Here is a 24187-nt window from a genome sequence, read left to right as displayed (position 1 = left end):
GAGGTGGAATGCCGGTGACGAGGCCGCATCCCGAAACCACGATGGCGGAGGTCCCCCGGACGGTGGGGGAGGCCCTCCGCTGGGCGGCCCGGCAAGTGCGAGCCCCCCAGCCCCGCCTGGCCGCCGAGGTGCTGCTCGCCCACGTGCTGGGCCTCTCCCGAGCCTCCCTCCTGGCCCACCCGGAGCGGGCCCTGACCGAGGCGGAGGCGGCGGCGTTCGCCCGCCTGGTGGCCCGCTCGGCGCAGGGGGAACCGTTGTTCTACCTGATCGGGGAGCGGGAGTTCTACGGAATGCCTTTCAAGGTGACCCCCGCGGTGCTCATCCCCCGGCCGGAGACCGAACACTTGGTCGACGCCGCCCTGGAATGGGCCCGCAGCCGGGCTTACCGACATTACGGGCCGCTATGTTTCGCGGACATCGGCACCGGCTCCGGTTGCATCGCCGTCGCCCTGGCCGTGTATCTACCCAACAGCCATGGATACGCCACCGACCTCTCGGAGGAGGCGCTGGCCGTCGCTCGGGAGAACGCCGCCCGCCATGGGGTGTCGCATCGGCTCACCTTCCTCCAGGGGGACCTCTGCACGCCCCTGCCGGAGCCCGTGGACCTGCTGGTGGCCAACCTGCCCTATGTGGCCCGGACGGAGTGGGAGGCGCTGGATCCCGCCATCCGGAACTACGAGCCGACTCTGGCCCTGGACGGCGGGGCGGACGGTCTGGAGGTGATCCAGTGTTTCCTGGCCCAAGCCCCACGGGTGCTCCGGCCGATGGGCGCTGTGTTCCTGGAGATCGGCGCCGGCCAGGGGGCGGCGGTGACGGCGCTGGCCCGCGCCGCTTTCCCCCGCGCCGTCGTCCGCCTGCTCCAGGACGCCGCGGGGCTGGATCGCATCGTGGCCATCACCCACTGACCCGCCGAAGGGCCGAAAACCCTGGATCCAGAGGGACATCCCATGCGCATCGCCATCGGTGCCGACCACGCCGGATATGCCCTGAAGACGATCCTGATCGCCCACCTGCAGGCCCAGGGGATCGAAGTGTTGGACTTCGGCACCCACGGCCTGGATGCCGTGGACTACCCCGATTACGCCCGGGCCGTGGCCGAGGCGGTGGCCCGCGGGGAGGCCGATTACGGGGTGCTGATCTGTGGCACCGGCATCGGGATGTCCATCACGGCCAACAAGGTGCCTGGCATCCGCGCCGCCGCTGTCTCCGACGTCTACACCGCGAAGATGAGCCGCGCCCACAACAACGCCAACATCCTCTGCCTGGGCGGCCGGGTGGTCGGTCCGGGCCTGGCCCAGGAGATCCTGGACGTCTGGCTGCGGACCCCCTTCGAGGGCGGCCGCCACGAGCGCCGCATCGCCAAGATCCGCGCCCTCGAGACCGATTGCGGGAAGCGTCCGTAGACCGCCCCCGATGGCGGCAAAGGCCGTTTCCAGCGCCCGCGTCCTGGGCATCGACGCCAGCCGCGCCACCCTGGCTCACCCCACCGGGGTGGAGCGTTACGCCCGCGCGGTCATCCAGGCCCTCCTCCCCCTGGCCGAGGCCCACGGGGTCCGCCTCCGCCTGTATTTCCGAGACCCTCCACCCCCGGGCCTCTTCCCCCCTTCCCCTGCGGTGGAACATCGGGTCCTGCGCTTCCCTCGCCTGTGGACGCATCTGCGCCTGTCTTGGGAGATGGGCCGCCGCCCGCCGGACGTCCTCTTCGTGCCGGCCCACGTGATCCCCCTGTGGCATCCAACCAGCGCGGTGACCATCCACGACCTGGGCTATCGGCATTTCCCCCACGCCCACCCGCCGCTCCAGCGGCTCTATCTCGACCTCTCCACGGCGTGGAGCGCCCGGGCCGCCCGCCGGGTCTTCGCCGACTCGGAAGCCACCCGCCGGGACCTGATCCGCTTCTACCGCGTCCCGCCGGGGAAGGTCGTGGTGGCCTACCCGGGCTTCGATCCCCCACCCTTCCCGCCGGACCCCCAGCCGATCCTGCGCCGCTTCGGGATCCGGGGGCCTTACGTGATCTCCGTGGGGACCATCCACCCGCGCAAGAACTTCGGCCTGATCCTCCAGGCGGTCGCCCGCCGGCTGGCAGAGGGCTGGGAGGGCCAGGTGGTGCTGGTGGGGAAGCCCGGATGGCCCGACCCGACCTTCGAGCGGCTCCGCCGCGATCCCCTGTGGTCCGGCCGCCTGATCTTGACCGGCTACGTGGACGATGGGACCCGCGGGGCGCTGCTCCGCCACGCCGAGGCCTTCCTGTTCCCTTCCCTTTATGAGGGCTTCGGCTTCCCGATCTTAGAAGCTCAGGCATGCGACGTCCCGGTCTTGTGCGCCCCCAGCGGCAGCCTCCCCGAGGTCGCCGGGGAGGGCGCCCTGTTCCTTCCCCCCAATGACCCGGAGCCGTGGGCCGAGGCCCTCGCCCGCCTGGAACGCGAGCCGGGCCTGCGGGCCACTCTGATCGCCCGCGGTCGGGCCAACCTCCGCCGCTTCTCCTGGACGGCCTGCGCCCAGACCCTGTGGGAGGGCCTCTGGGAACTGCTGACACGCCCGCTGGGATGAACCGCCGGGAGGGAGCCATGTCCGGCTGGAAGGGACGCCTGCTGACCCTGAGCCTCTTCGCCGTCGCCATGGCTTATATCGAAAGCGCCACCGTCGTCTACCTGCGCCACGTCTACGGGATCCAGGACCTGCTCCGGGACGCGCCGACTCAGCCCGATGCGCTCACGCCCATCGAACTGGGCCGGGAGGTCGCCACCCTGGTGATGCTGGGGGCGGTGGGGGCCCTCGCCGGTCGGGCTCCCGCCGCCCGCTGGGGGCTGTTCCTCTACGCCTGGGGCCTTTGGGACATCGCCTATTACGTTTGGCTCCGCGTCTTCATCGGCTGGCCGGCCTCCCTGGGCGATTGGGATCTCCTCTTCCTGATCCCCCTCCCCTGGTGGGGGCCGGTGGGGGCGCCCGTCTTGGCCGCCGGGATGATGATGGTCATCGGCGCCGGGATCGCCCGCCGCAGCGAGGCCGGCCTCCCCGTCCGGGTCGATCGGACAGCCCTCCTCCTGGGCGGGATCGGGACGGCCATCGCCCTTTACACCGTCCTCGCCCCTGCCCTGCACGCCCTGCCGGGGGGCCTCGAGGCCGTCGGCCGGGCCCGGCCGACGGCGTTCCCGTGGGGGCTCTACCTCGTCGGCTGGGGCATGGTGACGCTCGCCGGCCTGCGCCTCGCCGGATGGGTCCGATCCCCATAACTCTCCCTGCCCCCGGTTGAGCCGTCGTCCGAAATCCGGTAATCTAGGATCGGCGGGCCAGAGGGAAGCGGTGGCGCCCTCCGGTCCCCGCTGGAGTCCATCCGTCGAGGAGCGCCGCGGTGATCCGAAAACCGCGTTCGGTCTCGGGGGGGCTCGCCCGCCGCGGGCCCTCCCTGCCGCCAGCCCTCTACGGAGAAGATTATTTCCTCTCCGCCTGTGAGGGCTATGAGGAGTTCCTCCGATCCCAGGGGGAACACCTCTCCCGGCGCCTCCAGGCCGCCTTCAGCGTGGCCGCCGTGCGGGCGGGGATGCGCGTCCTGGACGTCGGATGCGGGCGCGGGGAGATCGTCCGCCATTGCGCCCGGCTGGGGGTCACGGCCATCGGCATCGACTACGCCGAGGCCGCCGTCCGCCTCTCGGCCCGCCTGCTGCGCCAGGCCGGATCCCTCCCCGGCCCGGCCGGCCTCGCCCAGGCCGATGCCAAGTTCCTGCCCTTCCCCGACGCTGTTTTCGACCGGGTGCTGATGTTCGACGTGGTGGAACACCTTTTCCCCTGGGAACTTCGGCTGGCCCTGCGGGAGGCCCACCGGGTGCTCAAGCCCGGGGGGATGCTGGTCATCCACACCGCCCCCAACCGCTGGTATGACGCTTATGCTTACCCGCTGGTCCGCCTGGTCCGTACCTTGCAGGGCATGGGCCATCTCTACCCGGCCAACCCGCGCGCGCTCAACGTCCCGATCAACGAGGCGGTCCATGTGAACGAACAGGGGCCCATCGGGCTGTGGTGGAGCCTGCGGCGGGCCGGCTTCCGGGCCGTGCGGGTCTGGCTGGACACACCCCCCCAGCAGCGGCAGGAGGGGCCGGTCTTCCGGCTGCTACGCCGCGTCGCCTTCGGCTGGGTCCCTTTCCGCTGGTTCTTCGAGCGGGAACTGTTCGCCGTGGCCACACGATGAGATCAAAGGAGGCGGGCCCGATGCAAGGGATCGGATATTGGTGGCAGACGGCCGGTCCGTATACGCCGAACCCCCCGCTGGTCGGCGAGGAGACGGCCGACGTGGCCATCGTGGGAGCCGGTTTCACCGGCCTCTCCGCGGCCCTGCATCTGAAAGAGGCCGAGCCGGGACTGCGCGTGGTTGTCCTGGAGCGAGCCTTCGTCGGCTACGGGGCCAGCGGCCGCAACGCCGGGTTCGCCATGACCCTCTTCGGCCTCACCCTGTCGCTGACGGCCCTGCGCTTCGGCGGCCAGGCGGCCGCTGAGGCCCATCATTATATGGAGCGCGCCGTCGATTACGTCGGCGAGCGGATCGCCCGCCACGGCATCGCCTGTGACGCGGAGCGGACCGGGTTCCTGCGGGTTGCCACCTCCGCCGCCTACGTGCGGCGGATCCAGAAGGAGATCGAGCGGGCCCACCGCCTGGGGCTGGAGGGGATCGAGTGGCTGGACGAGGCGGCCGTCCGGGAACAGGTGAACTCTCCCCTCTACCGGGGGGCGTGGTGGGAGCCCCGATGCATTCTCCTCAACCCGGTGAAGTACGTCCGGGGCCTGAAACAGGCCGCCGAGGCCGCTGGCGCGGTGATCCACGAACAGACGCCGGTGGCCCGCATCGAGCGGGACGCCGCATGGTTCACCCTGCGCACCCCCCAGGGGGTCCTGCGGGCCCGCAAATTGGTCCTGGCCGCCAACGCCTATTCCCACCTCCTCCCCCTGGTCCGCCGCAAACAGGTCCCGGCCTTCACCTACATTGTGCTGACGGAGCCCTTGGACCCGGAGCGCCTGGCGCCCATCGGCTGGCGGAACCGCCAGGGCATCGAAGACGCCCGTAACCTGGTTCATTACTACCGTCTCACCCCGGACAACCGCCTCCTGATGGGGGGCGGCGACGTGGGGGTCCCCTTCGGATCCCGAATGGACCTGGACGAGAACCCGCGGATCTTCCACGAACTGGAGGCCTATATCCCGCGGGTGTTCCCCTCCTTGCGGGGCGTCCGTATCGACCACCGATGGGGTGGGCCGGTCTCGGTGACGGTGGACATGGCCCCGGCCCTGGGCTACCTCGGCGACCGCCGGGCGGTCTACGCCCTGGGCTGCATCGGCCACGGGGTGGCCTTGACCACCATGAACGGGCAGATCGTGCGGGATCTGATCCTGGAGCGCCGCACCGAACTCACCGACCTCTTCTTCGTGAACCGAAGGGTCCTCCCCTGGCCTCCCGAGCCCATCCGCTTCGCCGTGGGCCACCTGATTCGGGGGTACATGCGGCTGGAGGACCGGCTGCTGGACCGCTGAGGATCTCCCTCGGTGGTAGAAAACCGATGGCCAAGGAACCCCGCCTGGAGGACCTGGAGCGCGCTCTGGCCCTGAAACGCCGGGAGGTCCGGCTGAAGCGGTGGATCCGGGAGGGGCGGCATCCCCTGGAGGCCCCTCGTCCTCCGGCGGAACTGCCCTCGGCCCCGCCCCCGGCCCTCCCCCCGGATCCTGCCTACCGCGCCGAGGTGGAATGGGAGACCGCCTCGCCCCGATGGTGGTTCCGTCTCCCACGCCGCTCGGTGCCCTTCTGGCGGGATCGGTTGTTGCTGGCCGTGGAGGTGGCCGCCGCCCTGGGGGCGATGATCCTGCTCTTCCGCTCCTGGCAGACGCTGCAGCAGTTGCAGGGGGCGCCCGCCAGGGCGGTCCGGGCTACCCCTTCGCCGACGCCGCTCATCCCCCTCCTGGTGCTGCCGGGCGGCCACCGCCCCCCCACCGCCGCGGAGGAGCCCGCTCTCAACCTCGACGAGATCCCGGAGGACCTGCGGCCCCGCTTGGCCGTCCTGCCCACCCCGGTCCCGATCACGCCGGGCCCCCGCAGCCCCGCGCGCATTGTCATCCCTGCCATCGGGGTCGATGCCCCCGTGGTCCCGGGGACGGACTGGGAGGCCCTCCAACACGGGGTGGGACATCACCCCGGGACGGCCAACCCGGGGGAGCCGGGCAACATGGTCCTGGCGGGGCATAACGACATCTACGGGGAGGTCTTTCGGGATCTGGAGAAACTGCAAATCGGAGATGAGATCTGGATTTACGACAGCGCCGGGCGGGCCTTCCGCTACGTGGTTGCGCACAAACAGGTGGTCCGGCCCACCCAAGTGGAGGTCATGGCCCCCACCCGGGACCCGGTCGTGACATTGATCACATGCTATCCTTATCGGGTGAACACCCATCGCTTGGTGGTGGTGGGGGAACTGCGCTGAGGAGAGAGCTGGAGGCGGAGGATTGGCGGTGACGCTGGACGTCGGCGTGGTGGTCGTCAATTACAACACGCGGGATCTCCTGCGCCGCTGCCTGCAGACGGTGCGGGCCAGCGTGGGGGTGCGCTTCGAGGTCTGCGTGGTCGACAACGCCTCGACCGACGGCAGCGCGGAGTTGGTGGCCCGGGAGTTCCCGGAGGTACGGGTCATCCGCAGCCCCTTCAACGGCGGCTACGCCTACGCCAACAACCTGGGCCTGCGGGCCTTCGGCTTCGGGATCCCGGGCAGAACCCCGGAGCCCCGCTATGCCCTGCTCCTCAACCCGGACACCGAGGTGCCGCCGGACGCCCTGGCCCGCATGGTCGCCTTCCTGGACGCCCATCCGGAGGCGGGGGCGGCTGGCCCGAAGATCGTGCGCCCGGATGGGTCGCTGGATCTGGCCTGCCGGCGCAGCTTCCCCACCCCCGAGGTGGCCTTCTACCGGTTCTCGGGGCTGAGCCGGCTGTTCCCCCGGAGCCCCCGCTTCGCCCGCTACAACCTCACCTTCCTGGATCCGGACCAGACCTACGAAGTGGACGCGGTGGTGGGGGCCTGCATGATGGTGCGCCGGGAGGCCATCATGCAGGTCGGGCTGCTCGACGAATCGTTTTTCATGTACGGGGAGGATCTGGACTGGGCCTATCGGATCAAGCAGGCCGGCTGGAAGATCTACTATTACCCGGAGGTGGTGATCCTCCACGTCAAGCGGGCCTCCAGCCGGATGAGCCCGCGGGCCCGCTACGAGTTCAACCGAGCCATGTGGATCTTCTACCGGAAGCACTATCAGGCGACCACGCCCCGCTGGCTGGATCTCCTGGTGCGGGCGGGGCTGGTCTTGAAGGGGGGCTGGCGCCTCTGGCAGGAGATGCGCCAGGACCTGCGACAGGGAAAGGAGGCCCGGGATGGGCAGGAAGCGCGTCCGCTGGCTTCTTAGCGCCCTCCTTCTCCTCAGCGACCTGGGGATGACGGCGCTGGCCTTCTACGGCGCCTACGAGATCCGCGCGCGGCTGCCCCTACCCTATCCCCCCCAGAACCTGGGGGCCTTCCCCCAGCATCTCCCCATGATGGGGATCTGGATGGGGTATGTGGCCCTCTTCTTCTTTTTCTCACGGCTCTACCATCTGGGGCGGGCCACCTCACGGCTGGACGAGATCTCGCGGGCGGCGGCGGCTTTCTCCCTGGCCGCGGTCTTCACCGTCGCCACCGCCTCGATGGCCTTCAAGGACACTCTGTTCGCCTTCGATTATCCCCGGGCCATGATCCTCTACGCCTGGGGGCTGGGCATCGTCGGGGTGGGGATCGGGCGGCTGGTGGTGCGGGGTCTGTGGGGAAGGCTGCGGGCGCGGGGATGGGATCGCAGCCGCATGCTGATCGTGGGGACCGGCGAGGCCGCCGAGATGGTGATCCGCCGCATCCAGGCCGCGCCGTGGTTCGGCTATGAGGTGGTCGGCGTGGTCGCCCCCCGCTCCAACGGCATCACCCACGTGGCCGGGGTCCCGGTGATCGGGATGGCGGAGGATCTGCCCGACCTCATCTACGCCCGCGACATCGATGAGGTCCTCATCGCCATCCCTGAGGCCCCCCATGAGGAGGTGCTGCGCCTGATCGCGCTGTGCGATCGCAGCAACCTCTCCATCAAGATCTATCCTGACATCTTCCAACTGATCGCCACGCAGCCCTCCCTGGACGACCTGGGGGGGCTCCCGCTGTTGACGGTGCGGGACGTGGCCCAGCGCGGCTGGCGGCTGGCCCTCAAGCGGGCCATGGACATCGTGGGGGCGACCGTCGGCCTGATCCTGCTCTCCCCCTTGATGCTGCTCATTGCCCTCTTGATCAAACTGGACTCGCCGGGGCCGGTGTTCTACGTCCAGGAGCGCATGGGGCTGGACGGCCGCCCCTTCCTGATGTTGAAGTTCCGTTCCATGCGGGCCGACGCGGAGATAGAGGGTCCTGGCTGGACACGACCGGACGATCCGCGGCGGACGCGGGTCGGGGCCCTGCTGCGCCGGCTGAACCTGGACGAGTTGCCCCAGTTGATCAACGTGCTGTTGGGCGACATGAGCCTGGTGGGCCCCCGCCCCGAGCGGCCGATCTATGTGGAGCAGTTCCGCCGGGTGATCCCGCGCTACATGGAGCGGCATCGGGAGAAGGCCGGCATCACGGGGTGGGCCCAGATCAACGGGCTGCGGGGAGATACCTCCATCGCCGAGCGGACCAAATACGACCTGTGGTATGTGGAGAACTGGTCCCTCTGGCTGGACATCAAGATCCTCCTGCGCACCCTGGTCCAGACCCTGACCTTCCGCAGCCCGAACGCCTACTGAGGGCGGGCCCGATCCCTCCGCATCCTGGAGGAGGCCGATGATGAGCCTGTCCCTGGAGAAAGCCGCCCGGCGCGGCGTCCCCAGCCAGATCTGGGGGGCCGGGCAGGCCCGACGCCTGGAATGGATGCGCCGCTTCGCCCGGCTGGAGGGGGCCCGCATCCTGGTGGATGGATGCGGAATCGGGATCTACATGGAAGCCCTGCGGACGTTCACGCCCCATGTGCACGGCCTGGACATCGAGGCCGACTACCTGCAGACGGCGCGGGCCCGCGGCCTGGACCTTCTGGTGCTCGGCGCAGCGGAGGCCCTGCCTTATCCCTCCGGGTCCTTCGACGTGGTGGTCTCCCACGAGGTCATCGAGCACGTCGCCGACGACCGCCGCGCCGCTGCCGAGATGGTCCGGGTCCTGCGGCCGGGCGGCCGCATCCTGCTCTTCTGCCCCAACCGCTGGTTTCCCTTCGAGACCCACGGCCACTACTGGCGGGGACGTTACCACTTCGGGAACACCCCGCTGATCAACTACCTCCCGGGCCCCCTGCGCCACCGCCTGGCGCCCCACGTACGGGCGTATTCCGGGCGGGCCCTGCGTCGCTTGTTCCACGGCCTGCCGGTCCGGGTGATCGCCCACCTCCGCCTCTTCCCAAGCTTCGACCGAATCGGCGGGCGCCATCCCCGCCTCGGGCGCATGCTGCGCCTTCTCCATCGGCTGGAGGGCACCCCTCTGGACCTCATGGGCCTCTCCCATTTCCTGGTTCTAGAGAAGATCCGCTGAGCCGCCCGCCTTGCCTTCCGCATGGCCTCCGGTGTAAGATGAAACGCGCATTGGCCGTTGCCAACGCGCCCCCGCCCGCGAGTAGGCGACGGCCCGTGTCGTTATATTTTCCCGTCTTCCTCCGGAGGATCGATGGACTTTGAGCGCTTCCTGCGTTTGGTGGGCATGCTGGTGCTGGGGGTGGCCGGGTGGCGGCTGGGGATGGACGCCGCCCGCCTAGGCCTGGACACGCGGCCGGCCTGGCAGTTCGCCCTCGCCTTCGCGCTGATCGGCGCCGTCTTGGGGCTGGTCCTGACGCCCTGGCTCACCATCCGCCCGGCCGCCATGGTGCGCCAGGTGATCCGTCAGGTGCCCCTGCAGCAACTGATCGCCGGCACCCTGGGGCTGATCCTAGGCCTGATCATGGCCGGCCTGGTCTCCTATCCCCTCTCCCTACTCCCCGACCCGCTGGGCCGGGTGATGCCTTCCCTGGGCGCCGTCTTCTTCGGCTACCTCGGCCTCACCGTGGCCGGCACCCGCTATCGGGATCTCGTCGCCCTGCTCCCCCGGTCCCTGCGGGAGGGCCGGGAGGGCGAGCGCCTCATCCTGCTAGACACCAGCGTGATCATCGACGGCCGGATCGCCGACATCGCCCGCACCGGCTTCATCAACGCCACCCTCTTGATCCCCCGCTTCGTGCTCAGCGAGCTGCAGCGCATCGCCGACGCCCCCGACCCGCTGCGGCGCAACCGGGGGCGGCGGGGCCTGGAGATCCTGAACCGCATGCAGAAGGAGGCCCACGTCCCGATCCGCATCGTCGACATGGAGGCGGAGGGGCGGGACGTGGACGAGAAGCTGATCGCCCTGGCCCGCCGCCTGCGCTGCCCGATTATGACCAACGACTATAATCTGAACCGCGTGGCCGAGCTCCAGAACGTCAAGGTCCTCAACCTCAACGAACTGGCCAACGCCGTCCGGACCATCCTGTTGCCCGGGGAGACCATCCAGTTGGCCATCATCCAGGAAGGAAAAGAGCCCGGCCAGGGGGTTGGCTACCTGGAGGACGGGACCATGGTGGTGGTGGAGGAGGGGCGGCGCTACATCGGCCGGGAGATCCCGGTGGTGGTGACCAAGGTGCTCCAGACGGCGGCCGGGCGCATGATCTTCGCCCGCCCCGAGGAGCCGGCCCGCAGCGGGGCCTAGCCCATCGGCCCCGCGCATCCTCTTTCTGGGAGCAGAAGACGATGGGACTGGTGGTCTACAATTTCCTGACCCGTCGGAAGGAGCCCTTCGTCCCCCTGCGCGAGGGGCGGGTCCATATGTATGTCTGCGGCCCCACCGTCTACGATCACGCCCACATCGGGCACGCCAAGCTCTACGTGTCCATGGATGTGATCGTGCGCTACTTCCGCTACCACGGCTACAAGGTCCGTTACGTCCAGAACATCACCGACGTCGGGCACCTGCTGGACACGGGGGAGGACCGCATCCTGAAGGGGGCGGCCCGCGAGCGCCTGGAGCCGATGGAACTGGTGGAGAAATACATGCGCAGTTACTTCGAGGACATGGACGCCCTGGGGGTGGTGCGGCCCGACATCTCCCCGCGGGCCTCCTGCCACATCCCCGAGATGATCGAGATGATCAAGGTCCTGATCGCCAAGGGCCACGCCTACGAGGTCAACGGCTCCGTCTATTTCTCGGTGGAATCCTGGCCGGAATACGGCAAGCTCTCCGGGCGCCGCCTGGAGGAGCAGGAAGAAGGGGTCCGTGTCCCGGTGCGGGAAGAGAAACGCCATCCGGCGGACTTCGCCCTCTGGAAGCGGGCCGAGCCGGAGCACCTGCTGCGCTGGCCCAGCCCATGGGGCTGGGGCTATCCCGGCTGGCATATCGAGTGCTCCGTGATGGCCACCAAATACCTGGGCCAGCCCTTTGACATCCACGGGGGCGGCATCGACAACCTCTTCCCCCACAACGAGAGCGAGATCGCCCAAGCGGAGGCCGCCAACGGGGTGCCCTTCGCCCGCTACTGGCTGCTCACCGGCTCCCTCACCGTCGACGGGGTGAAGATGAGCAAGAGCCTGGGGAACGTGGTGCGCATCAAAGACGCCCTGCAACGCTACCGCCCCCAGGCCATCCGCCTCTTCATCCTCTCCAGCCATTACCGCTCGCCCCTCGATTACAGCGAGGCGTCCATGGAGGCCGCCGAGAAGGGCCTGGATCGCCTCTGGAACACCGTCATCGAGGTCCGCGAGCGGCTGGCCCGGGGGAACGCGCCGGAGAGGGCGGAGCCCGAGGTCTTCCTGGAAGAAATCCAGAAGGCCCGGCGGGCCTTCCTCGAGGCAATGGACGACGACTTCAGCACCCCCGAGGCCCTCTCGGCCCTCTTCGAGTTCTCCAAGGAGGTCAACGGGCTGCTCTTCGGCGGCGCCACCGTCGGCCGCCCCATCCTGGAGGCCATCGACGCGGTCTACCGGGAGCTCGGCGGCCAGGTCCTGGGCCTGATCCCCGATACGATCCGCCCGGACCTCCCCTCGGATCTGGTGGCCGGCCTGGTGCAGATGCTCATTGAGATCCGGGCCGAGGCCCGCCGCAACCGGGACTTCGCCCGGGCCGATCAGATCCGGGACCGCCTCCGGGCCCTGGGCATCCTCCTGGAGGACCGCCCGGACGGCACCACCTGGCGGGTAGTCCGCCCCTGACGGATCCCGCGGCCAGGCCTCCCCTCCGCCCCCCAGGGCCTGCCCTCAGGGGGAAGCGGCCGCCGGTCGGCGGCGCGGCGGCAGGATCCCCTGGGACCAATACCACTCCAGGGTCTGGCGCACCCCTTCCTCCAGGGGCGTCGGGGTGAAGCCCAGCTCCCGCCGCGCCTTCTCCGAGTAGACCACCCAGTCATAGAACACATACGAGGCCAGGGCGAGGGGATAGTAGGGCTCGCGGCCGGTCCAAGCGGCCAGGCGGGTCCACAGCCAGGCGAGGGCCCACATCGGGGCCGCCGGCACATTGATCCGCCACGCCGAGGTCCCGGCCACCCGGGCCACGGTCTCGTAGATCTCGGCGTGGCGCCGGCTCTGATCCGCCACGTTGTAGATCTCCCCCGTCCGCCCCCGGCCCAGCGCGGCCTCGATGACACGGCAGAGATCGGGAACGAAGATGGGGAAGGTGTAACGCCGCCCGCCGTGAACCTGGAGCCGCAAGCCTCTCAGGAAGTCCTCGAAGAAGAGCCGGTTGAAGGCGTAGCGCCCCCACGGCCCGTAGAAGGCCCCCGGCCGCAGGATGACGGCCGGCAGTCCCCCCTGCCAGACCGCCTCGAGGACAACCGCCTCCGCCTCCAGTTTGGTCCTCTGATAAAGATCCACCGGCTGCGGAGGATAAGACTCATCGATGACCGTCCCCGGCCGTGGCCGCCCGATCACGGCCACCGTCGAGATGTGCACCAGCCGCCGCACGCCGGCCCGAACCGCCGCTCGGACCACGTTCCGCGTCCCCACGACGTTGATGCTGTGGAACACCTCTGGGGGGCCCCAGAAACGAAAGTATGCGGCCGCGTGGACGACCGCCTCGCACCCTTCCACCGCGCGGGCCACCGCCTCCGGATCCCGCACGTCCCCGAAGGCGATGTCCACCCCCTGCTCGGCCAGGAAGCGCCAGTCCGAGGTCGGCCGGACCAGGGCCCGCACCGCGTGGCCTTGGTCCCGCAGATACGGACACAGGTTTCGACCCAGGAAGCCGGTGGCTCCGGTGACCAGGATCCGCATCGGGGTTTCTCACCGTGGCGCTGCGGAGGATCCTTCGGCGAACCCCAACCCCAGCCGCTGCAGGACGTCCGGCCGGGGCCAGCCGGTCGCCGGATCCCAGCCGCGGACCGCATCGTATTCCCGGCGCATCGTCTCCAGGTCGGGGACAAAGCCGGCAGCGCCCCCCTCGGCCAGCGGCTCCAGCAGGCGCCGGGGAAGGCGGTCCTCCGCCGGGGTCAGCCCCAGGCGGAGGTTGATCAGCCGCTTCAGCTGCCACGCCCGCTCCCCGGCCGCCAGCAGTTGGGGGAGATCCCAATCCCACCCCATGGCCGCGTTGAGCAGCGCCAGGGCCGAGCGGGGAGCGACGTCGGCGAAGTAACACAGCACCAGGGCATTGCACACCGTGCGCCAATCCTGATGGAGGGCCACATAGCGGGCCTTCCCCTCGACGGCGTGGCGATCCAAAAACGGGATGCCCAGATCCTCGCTGGACTGGCCGAGTTCCACCATGAAGAAATCGCTCTGGTTGTGGCAGGCCCCGCGGGGCGAGGTCGCATAGCTCAGGGCCATCCCGGAGACCCCCCGGGGGTCGTGGTAGGGAACCTCCAGCCCCTTCACCTCCACCGCCAGGTCCTCGACCCCAAAGGCGCGGGCCAGGCTCCGGGCTCCCTGCGCCAGCAAGGCCCCGAACCCCTCCCGCCGGGCCGTGCGGGCGATCAGATCGGCCACCGGACGGGCGTCCCCCCAACGCAGGGCCACGCCCTCCGTCTCCCGCTCAGTGAGGATCCCCTTCTCGAACAGCAGGTAGGCCAGGCCGATCACGTTGCCCATGCTGATGGTGTCCAGCCCGAAACGGTCGCAGAGATCGCCCAGGTGGGTGATGAGGGCCAGGTCGTCATTCAGCAGGTTGGGGCCGAAGGCGGCAATGGTCTCATACTCCGGCCCCTTGGCCCGGGTCCGCGCATAGGGACCCTCCGGGATGGTCACCACGCGGCCACAGGCGATCACGCAGGCGTGGCATGCGGACACGCCGGAGAGGATGGACTCGGCCATGGCCGCCCCGCTGATCTTTGAGGCCCCCTCCCACACGCCCTGGCCGAAATAGCGCTTGGGCATGCTGCCCAGGAGCTCGAAATACTCCGCCGCGCCCGCCGTCCCGGTCTCCCGGAAGACCCGGGTGAGGTTCGATTCGCGCAGGGCGCGGTTGGCCTGGGTCCGCAGGCGGGCGAAGGCCTCCGGCCGGGCGATGGGCAGCGGACGGCTCCCCCGCACCGCAATGGCCTTCAGGTTCTTGGCGCCCATGACGGCCCCCATCCCGGTCCGGCCCGCCACCCGACCGTGGTCGCAGAGGATCAGGGCGAAGGGGACCCGGTTCTCTCCGGCGATCCCGATGGCCGCCACCCAGGCCAGGGGATCCGCTACCTCCTCCCGGATCCGGGTCTGAACGGTGTAGGGATCCAACCCCCACAGGTGGGCTGCCGGCCGCAGCGCCACCCGGCCGTCTTGGATCCACAGATAAACCGGCTCGGGGGCCCGCCCTTCGATCCACAGCATGTCGTAACCTGCGGCGCGCAATTCAGGCCCCCAAAAGCCGCCGCAATTGGATTCCCCCCAGCGGGCGGTGGCGGGGGAGCGGGCGCACACCGCGAACCGTCCCACCGCCGGCCCCGCGGTCCCGGTCAAGGGCCCCGTGGCGAAAAGGAGCGGGTTCTCCGGCCCCAGGGGGTCCACCTCGGGGCGGAGGGATTCCCACAGCAGCTGGGCCGCCAGGGCGCTGCCGCCGATGAAGGCCTCCACCCACGCCGCCGGGACCTCCTCCTCGGCCCACCGGCCGGCGGTGAGATCCACCCGCAGCAACCGCCCAAATGTCACCATGGCCGTCCTCCGAAAGGATGTGGGCCCGTGCCCCTCAATCGGGATTATCCGCCTCCGGATCGGTGTGGATCGGCTGCGGATGCGGCGTCCTCCGCACCCGCCACAGCCCCTTGAGGTCCTCCCAGGCGGTGCGCAGGATCTTCACGCGGGTGTCGGGATCCTCGCGCCAGACCACGGGGACCTCCCAGATGGTATAGCCGCGCTGCTCGGCCCGCAGCAACAACTCCGTGTCGAAAAACCAAGACTGGTTGGCCACGAGGGGGACCAGTTCCCGGGCGGCCTGTCGGGTGATGGCCTTGAAGCCGCACTGGGCGTCCCGGAAACGGCGCCGGGGGAAGAAGACCCAGACAATGAGATTGTAGATCCGCGAGATGATCTCCCGCTTCCAGGAGCGCTGGATCCGGGATTGGGGATGCAAGCGGCTGCCGGTGGCCACATGGTAACGGCCCTCGACCAGGGGCTGGATCAGCGGCATGAAGGCCATGAGGTCGGTAGAGAGGTCAACGTCCATGTAAGCCAGTATGTCGGCGTCGCTCTCCAGCCACGCCTTCCGCAGGGCCCGCCCCCGCCCCTTGCGGTTCAGCCGCAGGTAGGCCACCTCCCCGGGCCATTGCTCGGCCAGGCGCCGCCCGATCTCCGGCGTGCGGTCCGTCGAGGCGTTGTCGGCGATGACGATGCGCCAGCGGTAAGGACAATGCTCCTGAAGGAAAGCGCGCAGCCGGCGGACGCTGGGCTCGAGATCCCGCTCCTCGTTATACACAGGGATGACCACGTCCACCCGCACGGGTCGGCTCATCGGTCGCAGCCCTCCACCGGGGACATCCCGGGATCAGTATTGTAACACAGCGCACCGCTTGACAAATAAGCGATTGATCGTTAGAACAACCCCCAAACACAAACGCTCCGCACCCAGGGACCCTTTCCCAGGTCAAAGGAGCGGGCCGGTGGCGGGTTCCCCCGACGTCCTCCTACAGGTAGAGAACCTCTTTTTGGCCTTTGGGGGGGTGGTGTCCCTCAACGGGGTTTCTCTGGAAGTGCGCCGGGGCGAGATCTTTTCCCTCATCGGCCCGAACGGCGCCGGCAAGACCAGCCTCCTCAACTGCATCAACGGCCTCTACCGTCCCCAGCGAGGGCACATCCGCTTCGAAGGGCGCGAGATCACCCGGCTCCCCGCCCATCGGCGCGCCCAGCTCGGCATCGCCCGCACCTTCCAGAAGATCGAGCTCTTCAAGCACATGACCGTCCTGGACAACGTCCGCCTGGGCCGTCACATCCATATGAAGAGCAACCTGCTGGACGCCCTCATCTACTGGGGGCGGGCCGAGCGGGAGGAACTGGCCCACCGGGCCTTCATCGAGGAAGAGATCCTGGACCTGCTGGAGATCGGCCACCTGCGGCATCGGATCGTGGGGATGCTCCCTTAGGGCCTCCAGAAGCGGGTGGATCTCGCCCGCGCCCTCGCCCTCGAGCCCCGCCTCCTGCTTCTCGATGAACCCATGGCCGGGCTGAACCTGGAGGAAGTGGAGGATATGGCCCGCTTCATCATCGAGATCAACGAGAACCCCCGCTGGTCGGTGACGTGCCTGCTGGTGGAACACGATATGGGGGTGGTGATGGATCTCTCCCATCGGGTGGCGGTGCTGAACTTCGGCAGCAAGATCGCCGAGGGGCCTCCGGAGGAGATCCAGCGCGACCCTGTGGTGATCCAGGCCTATCTGGGGGAGGAGGATGCGGCTTATGCGTCGCGTCGGTAAGCGCTGCCGCGCCCTGGAGATCGAGATCACCAAGGACCTCACCATCCCCAAGCAGTTGGTGCGCACCGCCCAGGAATACGGCCACCGCAAGGTCGCCATGCGGGAGAAGGAGTTCGGGATCTGGCGCCCCTATACCTGGGCGGATTACCTGGAGCGGGTGAAGGCTCTTGCCCTGGGCTTCCACCGCCTGGGCCTGCGCCGGGGCGATAAGGTAGCCCTGATCGGCGACAACCGCCCCGAGGGGCTGTGGTCGGAGATGGCCGCCCTGTGCGTGGGCGGCGTGGCCGTCTGGCTCTACCAGGACAGCCTGCCGGAGGAGATCGCCTATATCCTGGACCACAGCGACGCCCGCTTTGTGGTCTGCGAGACCCAGGAGGAGGTGGACAAGGTCCTGGCGATCCGGGACCGCTGCCCGAAGGTCGAGTGGATCTTCTGGGACGACCCCAAGGGGATGCGCAACTATCGGGATCCGATGCTGATGCCCCTGACCGAGGTCATGCGCCTGGGCCGCGAAGCGGCCCAGGAGGACCCCGGGCGCTTTGAGGATCTGGTGGCCCAGGGCCGGGGGGACGACCTCGCCTTGCTGTTCTACACCTCGGGGACCACTGGCAAGCCCAAAGGGGCGATGCTCTCTCATTACAACCTCCTGAAGATGGGCCAGAACCTGATGCGGGTGGACCCCTACTACGAGGACGACGAATACGTGTCCTTCCTCCCCTTCGCCTGGATCGGCGAGCAGATGATGTCGGTCTCCAGCGGGATCCTGGCGGGGTTCACCATCAACTTCCCGGAGGAGCCCGAGACGGCCTGGCACGACCTGCGGGAGATCGCCCCCCATATCATCTTCTCCCCGCCCCGCGTGTGGGAGCAGATGGTCCGCACCATCCAGGTCCTGCACGCGGACTCCCCCTGGCTGAAGCGGAAGGTCTTCGAATGGGGGATGGCCGTCGGCTACCGGCTGGCCGATCGGAAGTTCGCCAAACAAAAGCCCACCTCGTGGGAACGGCTGCTGGGGTGGCTCGCCTATTGGCTGGTCTTCCGGCCCGTGCGGGACCGCATGGGGCTGGCCCGGGTGCGTTATGCCTACACCGGCGGGGCGGCCATGGGGCCCGACCATTTCCGCTTCTACCACGCCCTGGGGGTCAACCTCAAGCAGATCTACGGCCAGACGGAGATCGCGGGGATCTCCGTGCTCCATCGGGATGATGACATCAAGTTCGACACGGTCGGCAAGCCCATCCCGGAGACTGAGATCCGGATCTCCCCCGAAGGGGAGATCCTGGCCCGCAGCCCGTGCGTCTTCCAGGGGTATTACAAAAACCCCGAGGCCACGGCCGAGGCCTTGCGGGACGGTTGGCTGCATTCCGGGGATCGGGGGTTCATCGACGAGGACGGCCACTTGGTGGTGTTCGACCGCTCCAAAGATGTGATGACGCTGCGGGACGGACGGCCTTTCTCGCCGCAATACATCGAGACCCGCCTGAAGTTCAGCCCCTACATCAAGGACGCATGGGTGATCGGCCACCAACTGCCTTACGTGACGGCCGTGATCTGCATCGACTACCACGTGGTGGGCAAATGGGCGGAGGCCCGGCGCATCCCCTACACCAGTTACCAGGAACTCTCTCAGAAGCCGGAGGTCTACGACCTGGTGGCCAGCCAGGTCCGCCGCGTCAACGCCAGCCTGCCGGAGCCCGCTCGCATCGTCCGTTTCGTGAACCTGTTCAAGGAGTTCGACGCCGACGACCAGGAGCTGACCCGCACCCGGAAACTGCGCCGGGGCTTCCTGATGCAGCGCTACCGACCCATCGTCCAAGCCCTCTACGACCCCTCCGCCCATGAGGTCCATTTCGAGACCACCGTCACTTACGAGGACGGGACGGTGAACCAGGTGCGGGCGAGCCTGCGCATCGTGGATCTGGAGCCCATCCCGGAGCGGATCCCGGCGGAGGGGGTGCGGATCCTGGCGCCTCAGGCGGCCGAGGAATAAACGAATGGAGGGGCCCTATGGCGGCAGCGGCCACCCCCACCTATTCCCATATCCTTTTCCATGTCGACGGCCGCATCGCCTACGTGACCATGAACCGGCCGGAGAAGCGCAACGCCCTCTCCGTGGCCCACATGCAGGAACTGATCGCCTGCTTCCGGGCCATCGGGGAGGACCGGACGATCGCGGCCGTCATCCTGCGGGGCAACGGGCCGGCCTTCTGCGCCGGCCACGACCTGAACGAACTGGTGGGCCGCACCCCGGATTTCTACCGCTATGTCTTCGACGTCTGCACTACGTTGATGGAGACCATCCAGTCCATCCCCCAGCCGGTCATCGCCCAGGTCCACGGGATGGCCACCGCGGCCGGCTGCCAGTTGGTGGCCACCTGCGATCTGGCCGTGGCTTCAGAGGACGCCCGCTTCGCCACCCCGGGGGTGAAGATCGGGCTGTTCTGCTCCACCCCCATGGTCGCGGTGAGCCGGAACCTCCCCCGCAAGAAGGTGATGGAGATGCTGCTCACGGGGGAGCCGATCTCGGCCCAGGAGGCCCTCCGCTACGGGCTGGTGAACCGGGTCGTGCCCCGGGAGGCCCTGGAGGCAGAGACCCGCGCCCTCGCCGAGAAGATCGCCGCGGCCAGCCCCTTCGTCGTCGGCCTGGGGAAGCAGGCCTTCTACCGCCAACTGGAGATGCCTCAACCCCAGGCCTACGCCTACGCCCGTGAAGTGATGTCCTTCAACGCCTTGGCCGCCGACGCCCAGGAGGGCATCTGCGCCTTCCTGGAGAAGCGCCCGCCACGGTGGGGGGGATATGCCCAGGGGCCCGACCGCTCCGGGGAGGCGTGAGGATGGAGGTCTTCCTCCAGTTGGTGCTCACCGGCGTCATGGTCGGCAGCATCTACGCCCTGGTGGCCCTGGGCTGGGTGCTGATCTACAAGTGTTCCGGCGTGCTGAACATGGCCATGGGGGAACTCACCCTGATCGGGGCTTATGTCTCCCTCGCGTTCTACGAATGGGGGTTCCCTTTTCCCCTTGCCTTGCTGGCCACCCTCCTCATCGGGGCCATCCTGGGGATCCTGACGGAACGCCTCGTCCTGCGGCGCCTGATCGGGGAGCCGGTGCTGACGGTCATCATGGTCACCGTCGGCCTCTCGTTCTTCTTCCGGGGGATCATCGAGTTGCTCTGGGGGACCGACCTCCGGGTCTTTCACCCCCCGGTTTTCCCCTTCGAACCGATCCGGCTGGGCCCGGTGGTGATCGGCCAGGTCTACCTGTGGAGCTTCATCGCCGCCATGGCGTTGCTGGGGGCCCTGGTGGCCTTCTTCCGGTACACCCGCTGGGGGCTGGCGATGCAGGCCATGGCCGATGACGAGATGGCGGCCATCGCCCTGGGGATCAGCCCGAAGTTCGTCTACGCCGCCGCCTGGGCCATCGCCTTCATGGCCGCCGGGGTCGGGGGGTCCCTGCTGGGCAACATCAACGGCGTGAACATCGCCGTGGGCTACCTGGGTCTCCTGGTGCTGCCGGCGGTGGTCCTCGGCGGCTTGAACTCGATCCCCGGGGCGATCCTCGGCGGGATCACCATCGGGGTCCTCCAGAACCTGGCCGGGGGCTATCTGGACCGCCTCACCCCCGGCGGGGTGAAGGAGATCTTTCCCTTCGTGGTGATGACCCTGGTGCTGCTGGTCAAACCCTACGGGCTCTTCGGATGGGTCCGGATCGAGCGGGTGTAGGCCTGAGCCCTCGGATTCGCCCTGGCTCGGGCGGAGGGGGAGGATAGGGGATGCGGATGCGTTTGCCCAGCGGCGTTTTCTACACGACCTATCGACAAGACCAGGCCCTCTGGCCGACGACGTTCGTGAAGCTCCGGATGTGGGGGCTGTTGGTTTTCCTGTTCGTCATCTTCCCTCAGATCGCCTCCTCCTACTGGCTCTCCCTGGCCAGCCTGGTGGGCTATACGATCCTCTCGGCGATGGGCGTGCAGTTGCTGATCGGCTACACCGGGCAGGTGACCCTGGGGCACGCCGCTTTCATCGCCGCAGGGGCTTACACCGTCGCTGTCCTGGTCCTCCAATACCACGTCCCTTACCCCCTGGCCTTCCTGGCCGCCTTGGTCGTCGCCGGCCTGTGGTCGGTCCTCTTCGGCCTCCCCTCGGCCCGGGTGAAGGGGTTCTACCTCATTATGACCACCATGGCCGCCCAGTTCATCACCGTGGACTTCATCATCACTCAATACGTCAGCCGCATCGGGGAGCGTGGGCACTCGTTCTCGCTGCCCCCGGGGACCCTCTCCATCGGCCCCTGGGTGCTCCGGAGCGACCGCGACATCTACTACCTGATGATCACCCTGGTCACCCTCTCCGTGCTGGCGATGACCAACCTGGCCCGCACCCGCATCGGCCGAGCCTGGATGGCCATCCGGGACCACGACATCGCGGCCGAGGCCCTGGGGATCAACATCGTGGCCTACAAGCTCCTGGCTTTCTTCATGGCCGGGGTCTTCGGCGGGATGGCCGGCGCCTTCTGGGTCGCCAGCCTTTTCGCGGTCAGTCCCGAGCACTTCGCCTGGTCCTGGTCCCTCTGGCTGGTCGGGGTGGTGCTCATCGGGGGCTTGGGCAGCAACTACGGCACCATCTTCGGTTCCCTCTTCATGACCTTGGTGATGGAAGCCCTGCGGAACGGGGTCGCGATGCTGGCGCCCATCGTCCCGGCCCTGGAGGCCTCTTTCCTTTTTGTCAAGGAGGCAGCCTTCGGGTTGGCCATCGTCCTTTTCCTGCTCTACGAGCCGAACGGGCTGGCCTATCGCTGGTGGCAGATCAAGAACTACATCCACCTGTGGCCGTTCTCTTACGAGTGAGCGACAGGTTGCTGTAGATCCTCTTCAAGGAGGGCGCCATGGTCGATCGGGGAGGCACGTGGCTGATGCGGGCCGTGCTGCTGGCGACGCTCGCCCTCGCCGTGGGGTGCGGGCCCCGGGCGACCCCCGCGGCCCAGGCCCCGGCGGGCGAGATCGTCATCGGGGCCATCATGGACACCACCGGGCCGACCTCCGACGTGGGCAAGGATTACGCGGCCGGGATCCAGGACGCCATCCGCTGGATCAACGACCACGGCGGGGTGAACGGCAAACGGATCCGCCTGATCTTGAACGACTACGGCTATCGCATCCCGGAGGCGATCACGCTTTACAAGCGCTGCCGGGATATCGACAAGGTGATCGCCGTCCTTGGGTGGGGGACCGGTGACACTGCCGCCCTGGCGCCCACCGTCGCCAAGGATCAGATCCCCTATATCTCCGCTTCCTACTCTGGGGAACTGACCGATCCCTCCAAGACGCCCTACAACTTCTTCGCCAGCGCCGACTACTCCACCGGGGCCCGGGCCGCCCTCCTGGCGTGGTATGAGGAGGTCTGGTTGAAGGACGAGCGCTTCAAGGCGGAGCGGGAGGCGGGCAAGAAACCCCGCATCGTGATGTTCTACTCCTTCCCCACGCCTTACAGCACCGCTCCCATCAAAGCCCTGAAGGAATTCGCCCAGCTGCTGGGCTTTGAGATCGGACCGGATCAAGACATCTCTTTGACCGCCCTGGACGCCAAGAGCCAGGTTCTGGCGGCCAAGGAGTTCAACCCCCATGTGATCTGGCACGGCAACACCGTCCAATCGGTGGCCACAGCCATCCGCGACGCGAAGGCCCTGGGCTTGACGGCCGATCATCTCGTGAACCCGTATGGGATCGGCGAGGAACTCCTCCGTCTCCTCGGGCCTCAGGCCGAAGGGGTCATGGGATGGCTGGCCGCCGCCCCCTACGGGGCCGACGTCCCCAACATGGACCGAGTAAAGGCGGCAGCCCAGAAATACAACCCTGCCCTCAAGGAGCGCACCGTCCGCACCGTCCAGGCGTGGGCGAACGTGATGCTGCTCTATGAGGCCCTGAAGAAGGCCGACGCCGCCGGCCAGCTCAACGGCCCCGGCATCAAGGCGGCCATCGAGTCCTTCCAGAACCTGGACCTCGGCATGGGGGTTCCCCCCTTGACCTACACCCCCGACGACCACCGGCCGAGCAGCAAGGTGAATGTTTACATCGTGCGGGGCGGCCGGCTTCAATTCCTCAAGACTGTTGACCTGAAGGAGAAGTTCGCGGACCAATGGCCGAAGTGGAAAGGCTACTGAAGGGGATCGACCCATGGCGCCCGGGAACGCCCTGCTGAAGGTCAACAACATCGAGGTCCGTTACCATCAGGTGATCCTCGTCCTCAAGGGGGTCTCCCTGGAGGTCCCCCCGGGGGGCATCGTCGCCCTGCTGGGGGCGAACGGCGCCGGCAAGTCCACCACCCTGAAGGCGATCTCCGGCCTCCTCAAGCACGAGGACGGCCAGATCACCGACGGCAGCATCGTTTTTATGGGCGAGCGCATCGACCGGAAACCGGCCGAGGAGATCGCCGCCATGGGGATCATCCAGGTGCTGGAGGGACGGCGCGTCTTCGAGCACCTCACCGTCGAGGAGAACCTGCGGGTGGGGGCCCATCAGGGGAACGGGCGGGATCTCTCCGACCGGCTGGAGTTGGTCTACCATTACTTTCCCCACCTCAAGACCATCCGGAACCGGATCGCGGGGTTCTGCAGCGGGGGGGAACAGCAGATGCTGGCCATCGGCCGCGCTCTGATGACCCGCCCCCGCCTGCTCCTGCTCGACGAGCCCTCCCTGGGGCTGGCCCCTCTCCTCGTGCGGGAGATCATGGAGATCCTCGCCCGCTTGAACCGGGAGCAGGGCATCGCCATCCTGCTGGTGGAACAGAACGCCAAACTGGCCCTGGAAATCGCCCAGCACGCCTACGTCCTGGAGAACGGCCGGGTGGTCATGGAGGGGCCGGCGGCTGTTCTCCGGGACAACCCCGACATCAAGGAGTTCTACCTCGGGCTCACCGAACTGGGCGCTCGCAAACGGTTCCGCGAGGCCAAATGGTATAAACGCCGGAAGCGCTGGCTGACCTGAAGGGGACCCTCGCTCCAGCCCCAGGGGCGAGCCCGTCGGGTTCCCTCGGCCTCCCATCCTCCGGGAACGCGAAAGGCCCGTCGGTCCACCCCGAATCCGAAACAGAAGGAGGCAGGCATGCGCGGGATCGAACGCTGGCTCGGTCTCCTCACGGTCGTGGGGCTCCTCACCGCCTGCCGCCCTGGGGGCACCGTCCAAATCCAGGACCCCAAAGTCACCCTGGCCCGGGTGGAGGTGGTGGCCTACTACGCCTAGCCCACCCCAGTCCCCACC

22 protein-coding genes and 1 pseudogene are annotated in these 24187 nt (G+C 68.3%); 20 read left to right on the top strand and 3 right to left on the bottom strand.

Annotated features, from left to right (window positions below):
- The first annotated feature begins 8 nt into the window (after nucleotides 1-8).
- The 12 genes from prmC (at nucleotide 9) to cysS (ending at nucleotide 12271) form a co-directional block, all read left to right on the top strand.
- The gene (gene prmC, locus C4313_RS03890; protein ID WP_352428561.1) at nucleotides 9-905 is read left to right on the top strand and encodes a peptide chain release factor N(5)-glutamine methyltransferase; all 897 of its coding nucleotides are present in this window, start codon (nucleotides 9-11) and stop codon (nucleotides 903-905) included.
- 42 nt (nucleotides 906-947) lie between these two features.
- A complete protein-coding gene (gene rpiB, locus C4313_RS03885) occupies nucleotides 948-1403 on the top strand; it encodes a ribose 5-phosphate isomerase B (RefSeq protein WP_352428560.1) in 456 nt (151 codons plus the stop codon).
- 10 nt (nucleotides 1404-1413) lie between these two features.
- A complete protein-coding gene (locus C4313_RS03880) occupies nucleotides 1414-2550 on the top strand; it encodes a glycosyltransferase family 4 protein (RefSeq protein ID WP_352428559.1) in 1137 nt (378 codons plus the stop codon).
- Between the two features lie 17 nt (nucleotides 2551-2567).
- Entirely contained in the window at nucleotides 2568-3233 is a 666-nt protein-coding gene (locus C4313_RS03875; RefSeq protein WP_352428558.1) for a hypothetical protein, read from the top strand.
- A 119-nt stretch (nucleotides 3234-3352) separates the two neighbouring features.
- Nucleotides 3353-4186: a class I SAM-dependent methyltransferase gene (locus C4313_RS03870; protein WP_352428557.1), complete on the top strand. Its 834-nt coding sequence runs from the start codon at nucleotides 3353-3355 to the stop codon at nucleotides 4184-4186.
- 20 nt (nucleotides 4187-4206) lie between these two features.
- Complete coding sequence (locus C4313_RS03865) at nucleotides 4207-5520, top strand: NAD(P)/FAD-dependent oxidoreductase (RefSeq protein WP_352428556.1); 1314 nt, start codon at nucleotides 4207-4209, stop codon at nucleotides 5518-5520.
- Between the two features lie 26 nt (nucleotides 5521-5546).
- Nucleotides 5547-6461, top strand: a complete 915-nt coding sequence (locus tag C4313_RS03860) for a sortase (RefSeq protein WP_352428555.1) — start codon at nucleotides 5547-5549, stop codon at nucleotides 6459-6461.
- 28 nt (nucleotides 6462-6489) lie between these two features.
- Nucleotides 6490-7431 carry a glycosyltransferase family 2 protein gene (locus C4313_RS03855; RefSeq protein WP_352428586.1) on the top strand — a complete coding sequence of 314 codons (942 nt, stop codon included), beginning with the start codon at nucleotides 6490-6492 and terminating at the stop codon, nucleotides 7429-7431.
- On the top strand, nucleotides 7400-8821 hold the full coding sequence (locus C4313_RS03850; protein ID WP_352428554.1) for an undecaprenyl-phosphate glucose phosphotransferase: 1422 nt from the start codon (nucleotides 7400-7402) through the stop codon (nucleotides 8819-8821). The genes C4313_RS03855 and C4313_RS03850 overlap by 32 nt, the downstream gene beginning before the upstream one ends.
- 40 nt (nucleotides 8822-8861) lie before the next feature.
- Nucleotides 8862-9593 (top strand): class I SAM-dependent methyltransferase, encoded by a 732-nt coding sequence (locus C4313_RS03845; RefSeq protein ID WP_352428553.1) that lies wholly within the window; start codon nucleotides 8862-8864, stop codon nucleotides 9591-9593.
- Between the two features lie 132 nt (nucleotides 9594-9725).
- Entirely contained in the window at nucleotides 9726-10775 is a 1050-nt protein-coding gene (locus tag C4313_RS03840; RefSeq protein WP_352428552.1) for a PIN/TRAM domain-containing protein, read from the top strand.
- 41 nt (nucleotides 10776-10816) lie between these two features.
- Nucleotides 10817-12271, top strand: a complete 1455-nt coding sequence (cysS, locus tag C4313_RS03835) for a cysteine--tRNA ligase (RefSeq protein WP_352428551.1) — start codon at nucleotides 10817-10819, stop codon at nucleotides 12269-12271.
- A 45-nt stretch (nucleotides 12272-12316) separates the two neighbouring features.
- Here cysS and C4313_RS03830 read toward each other — a convergent pair whose 3' ends face one another.
- From C4313_RS03830 to C4313_RS03820, 3 genes are read right to left on the bottom strand one after another with little or no spacing between them, the layout of a single operon-like run.
- Nucleotides 12317-13327 carry an NAD-dependent epimerase/dehydratase family protein gene (locus tag C4313_RS03830; RefSeq protein WP_352428550.1) on the bottom strand — a complete coding sequence of 337 codons (1011 nt, stop codon included), beginning with the start codon at nucleotides 13325-13327 and terminating at the stop codon, nucleotides 12317-12319.
- Nucleotides 13328-13336: 9 nt separating this feature from the next.
- Entirely contained in the window at nucleotides 13337-15181 is a 1845-nt protein-coding gene (locus C4313_RS03825) for an aldehyde ferredoxin oxidoreductase family protein (protein ID WP_352428549.1), read from the bottom strand.
- Nucleotides 15182-15215: 34 nt separating this feature from the next.
- Complete coding sequence (locus tag C4313_RS03820; protein ID WP_352428548.1) at nucleotides 15216-15977, bottom strand: dolichyl-phosphate beta-glucosyltransferase; 762 nt, start codon at nucleotides 15975-15977, stop codon at nucleotides 15216-15218.
- A gap of 148 nt (nucleotides 15978-16125) precedes the next feature.
- On the opposite strand from C4313_RS03820, the pseudogene C4313_RS03815 reads away from it, so the two are divergent.
- The 8 genes and pseudogenes from C4313_RS03815 to C4313_RS03780 all read left to right on the top strand — a co-directional run bounded on the left by C4313_RS03815 (nucleotide 16126) and on the right by C4313_RS03780 (nucleotide 24169).
- Nucleotides 16126-16935, top strand: a pseudogene (locus C4313_RS03815) (ABC transporter ATP-binding protein).
- Nucleotides 16919-18925: an AMP-binding protein gene (locus C4313_RS03810; RefSeq protein ID WP_352428547.1), complete on the top strand. Its 2007-nt coding sequence runs from the start codon at nucleotides 16919-16921 to the stop codon at nucleotides 18923-18925. Before C4313_RS03815 ends, C4313_RS03810 begins: the two are co-directional and overlap by 17 nt.
- 17 nt (nucleotides 18926-18942) lie before the next feature.
- Nucleotides 18943-19767, top strand: coding sequence for an enoyl-CoA hydratase (locus C4313_RS03805; RefSeq protein WP_352428546.1), 825 nt, complete (start codon nucleotides 18943-18945; stop codon nucleotides 19765-19767).
- A 2-nt stretch (nucleotides 19768-19769) separates the two neighbouring features.
- Nucleotides 19770-20654: a branched-chain amino acid ABC transporter permease gene (locus tag C4313_RS03800; protein WP_352428545.1), complete on the top strand. Its 885-nt coding sequence runs from the start codon at nucleotides 19770-19772 to the stop codon at nucleotides 20652-20654.
- A gap of 50 nt (nucleotides 20655-20704) precedes the next feature.
- Complete coding sequence (locus C4313_RS03795) at nucleotides 20705-21778, top strand: branched-chain amino acid ABC transporter permease (protein ID WP_352428544.1); 1074 nt, start codon at nucleotides 20705-20707, stop codon at nucleotides 21776-21778.
- A gap of 38 nt (nucleotides 21779-21816) precedes the next feature.
- Entirely contained in the window at nucleotides 21817-23091 is a 1275-nt protein-coding gene (locus tag C4313_RS03790; protein ID WP_352428543.1) for an ABC transporter substrate-binding protein, read from the top strand.
- 13 nt (nucleotides 23092-23104) lie between these two features.
- Nucleotides 23105-23914, top strand: a complete 810-nt coding sequence (locus C4313_RS03785; RefSeq protein WP_352428542.1) for an ABC transporter ATP-binding protein — start codon at nucleotides 23105-23107, stop codon at nucleotides 23912-23914.
- A 117-nt stretch (nucleotides 23915-24031) separates the two neighbouring features.
- The gene (locus tag C4313_RS03780) at nucleotides 24032-24169 is read left to right on the top strand and encodes a hypothetical protein (protein WP_352428541.1); all 138 of its coding nucleotides are present in this window, start codon (nucleotides 24032-24034) and stop codon (nucleotides 24167-24169) included.
- Nucleotides 24170-24187 lie beyond the last annotated feature (18 nt).

It is taken from the genome of Thermoflexus sp. (assembly GCF_040289485.1).
Taxonomy (GTDB): Bacteria; Chloroflexota; Anaerolineae; order Thermoflexales; family Thermoflexaceae; genus Thermoflexus.
This window is presented reverse-complemented; position numbering and strand designations above follow the sequence as displayed.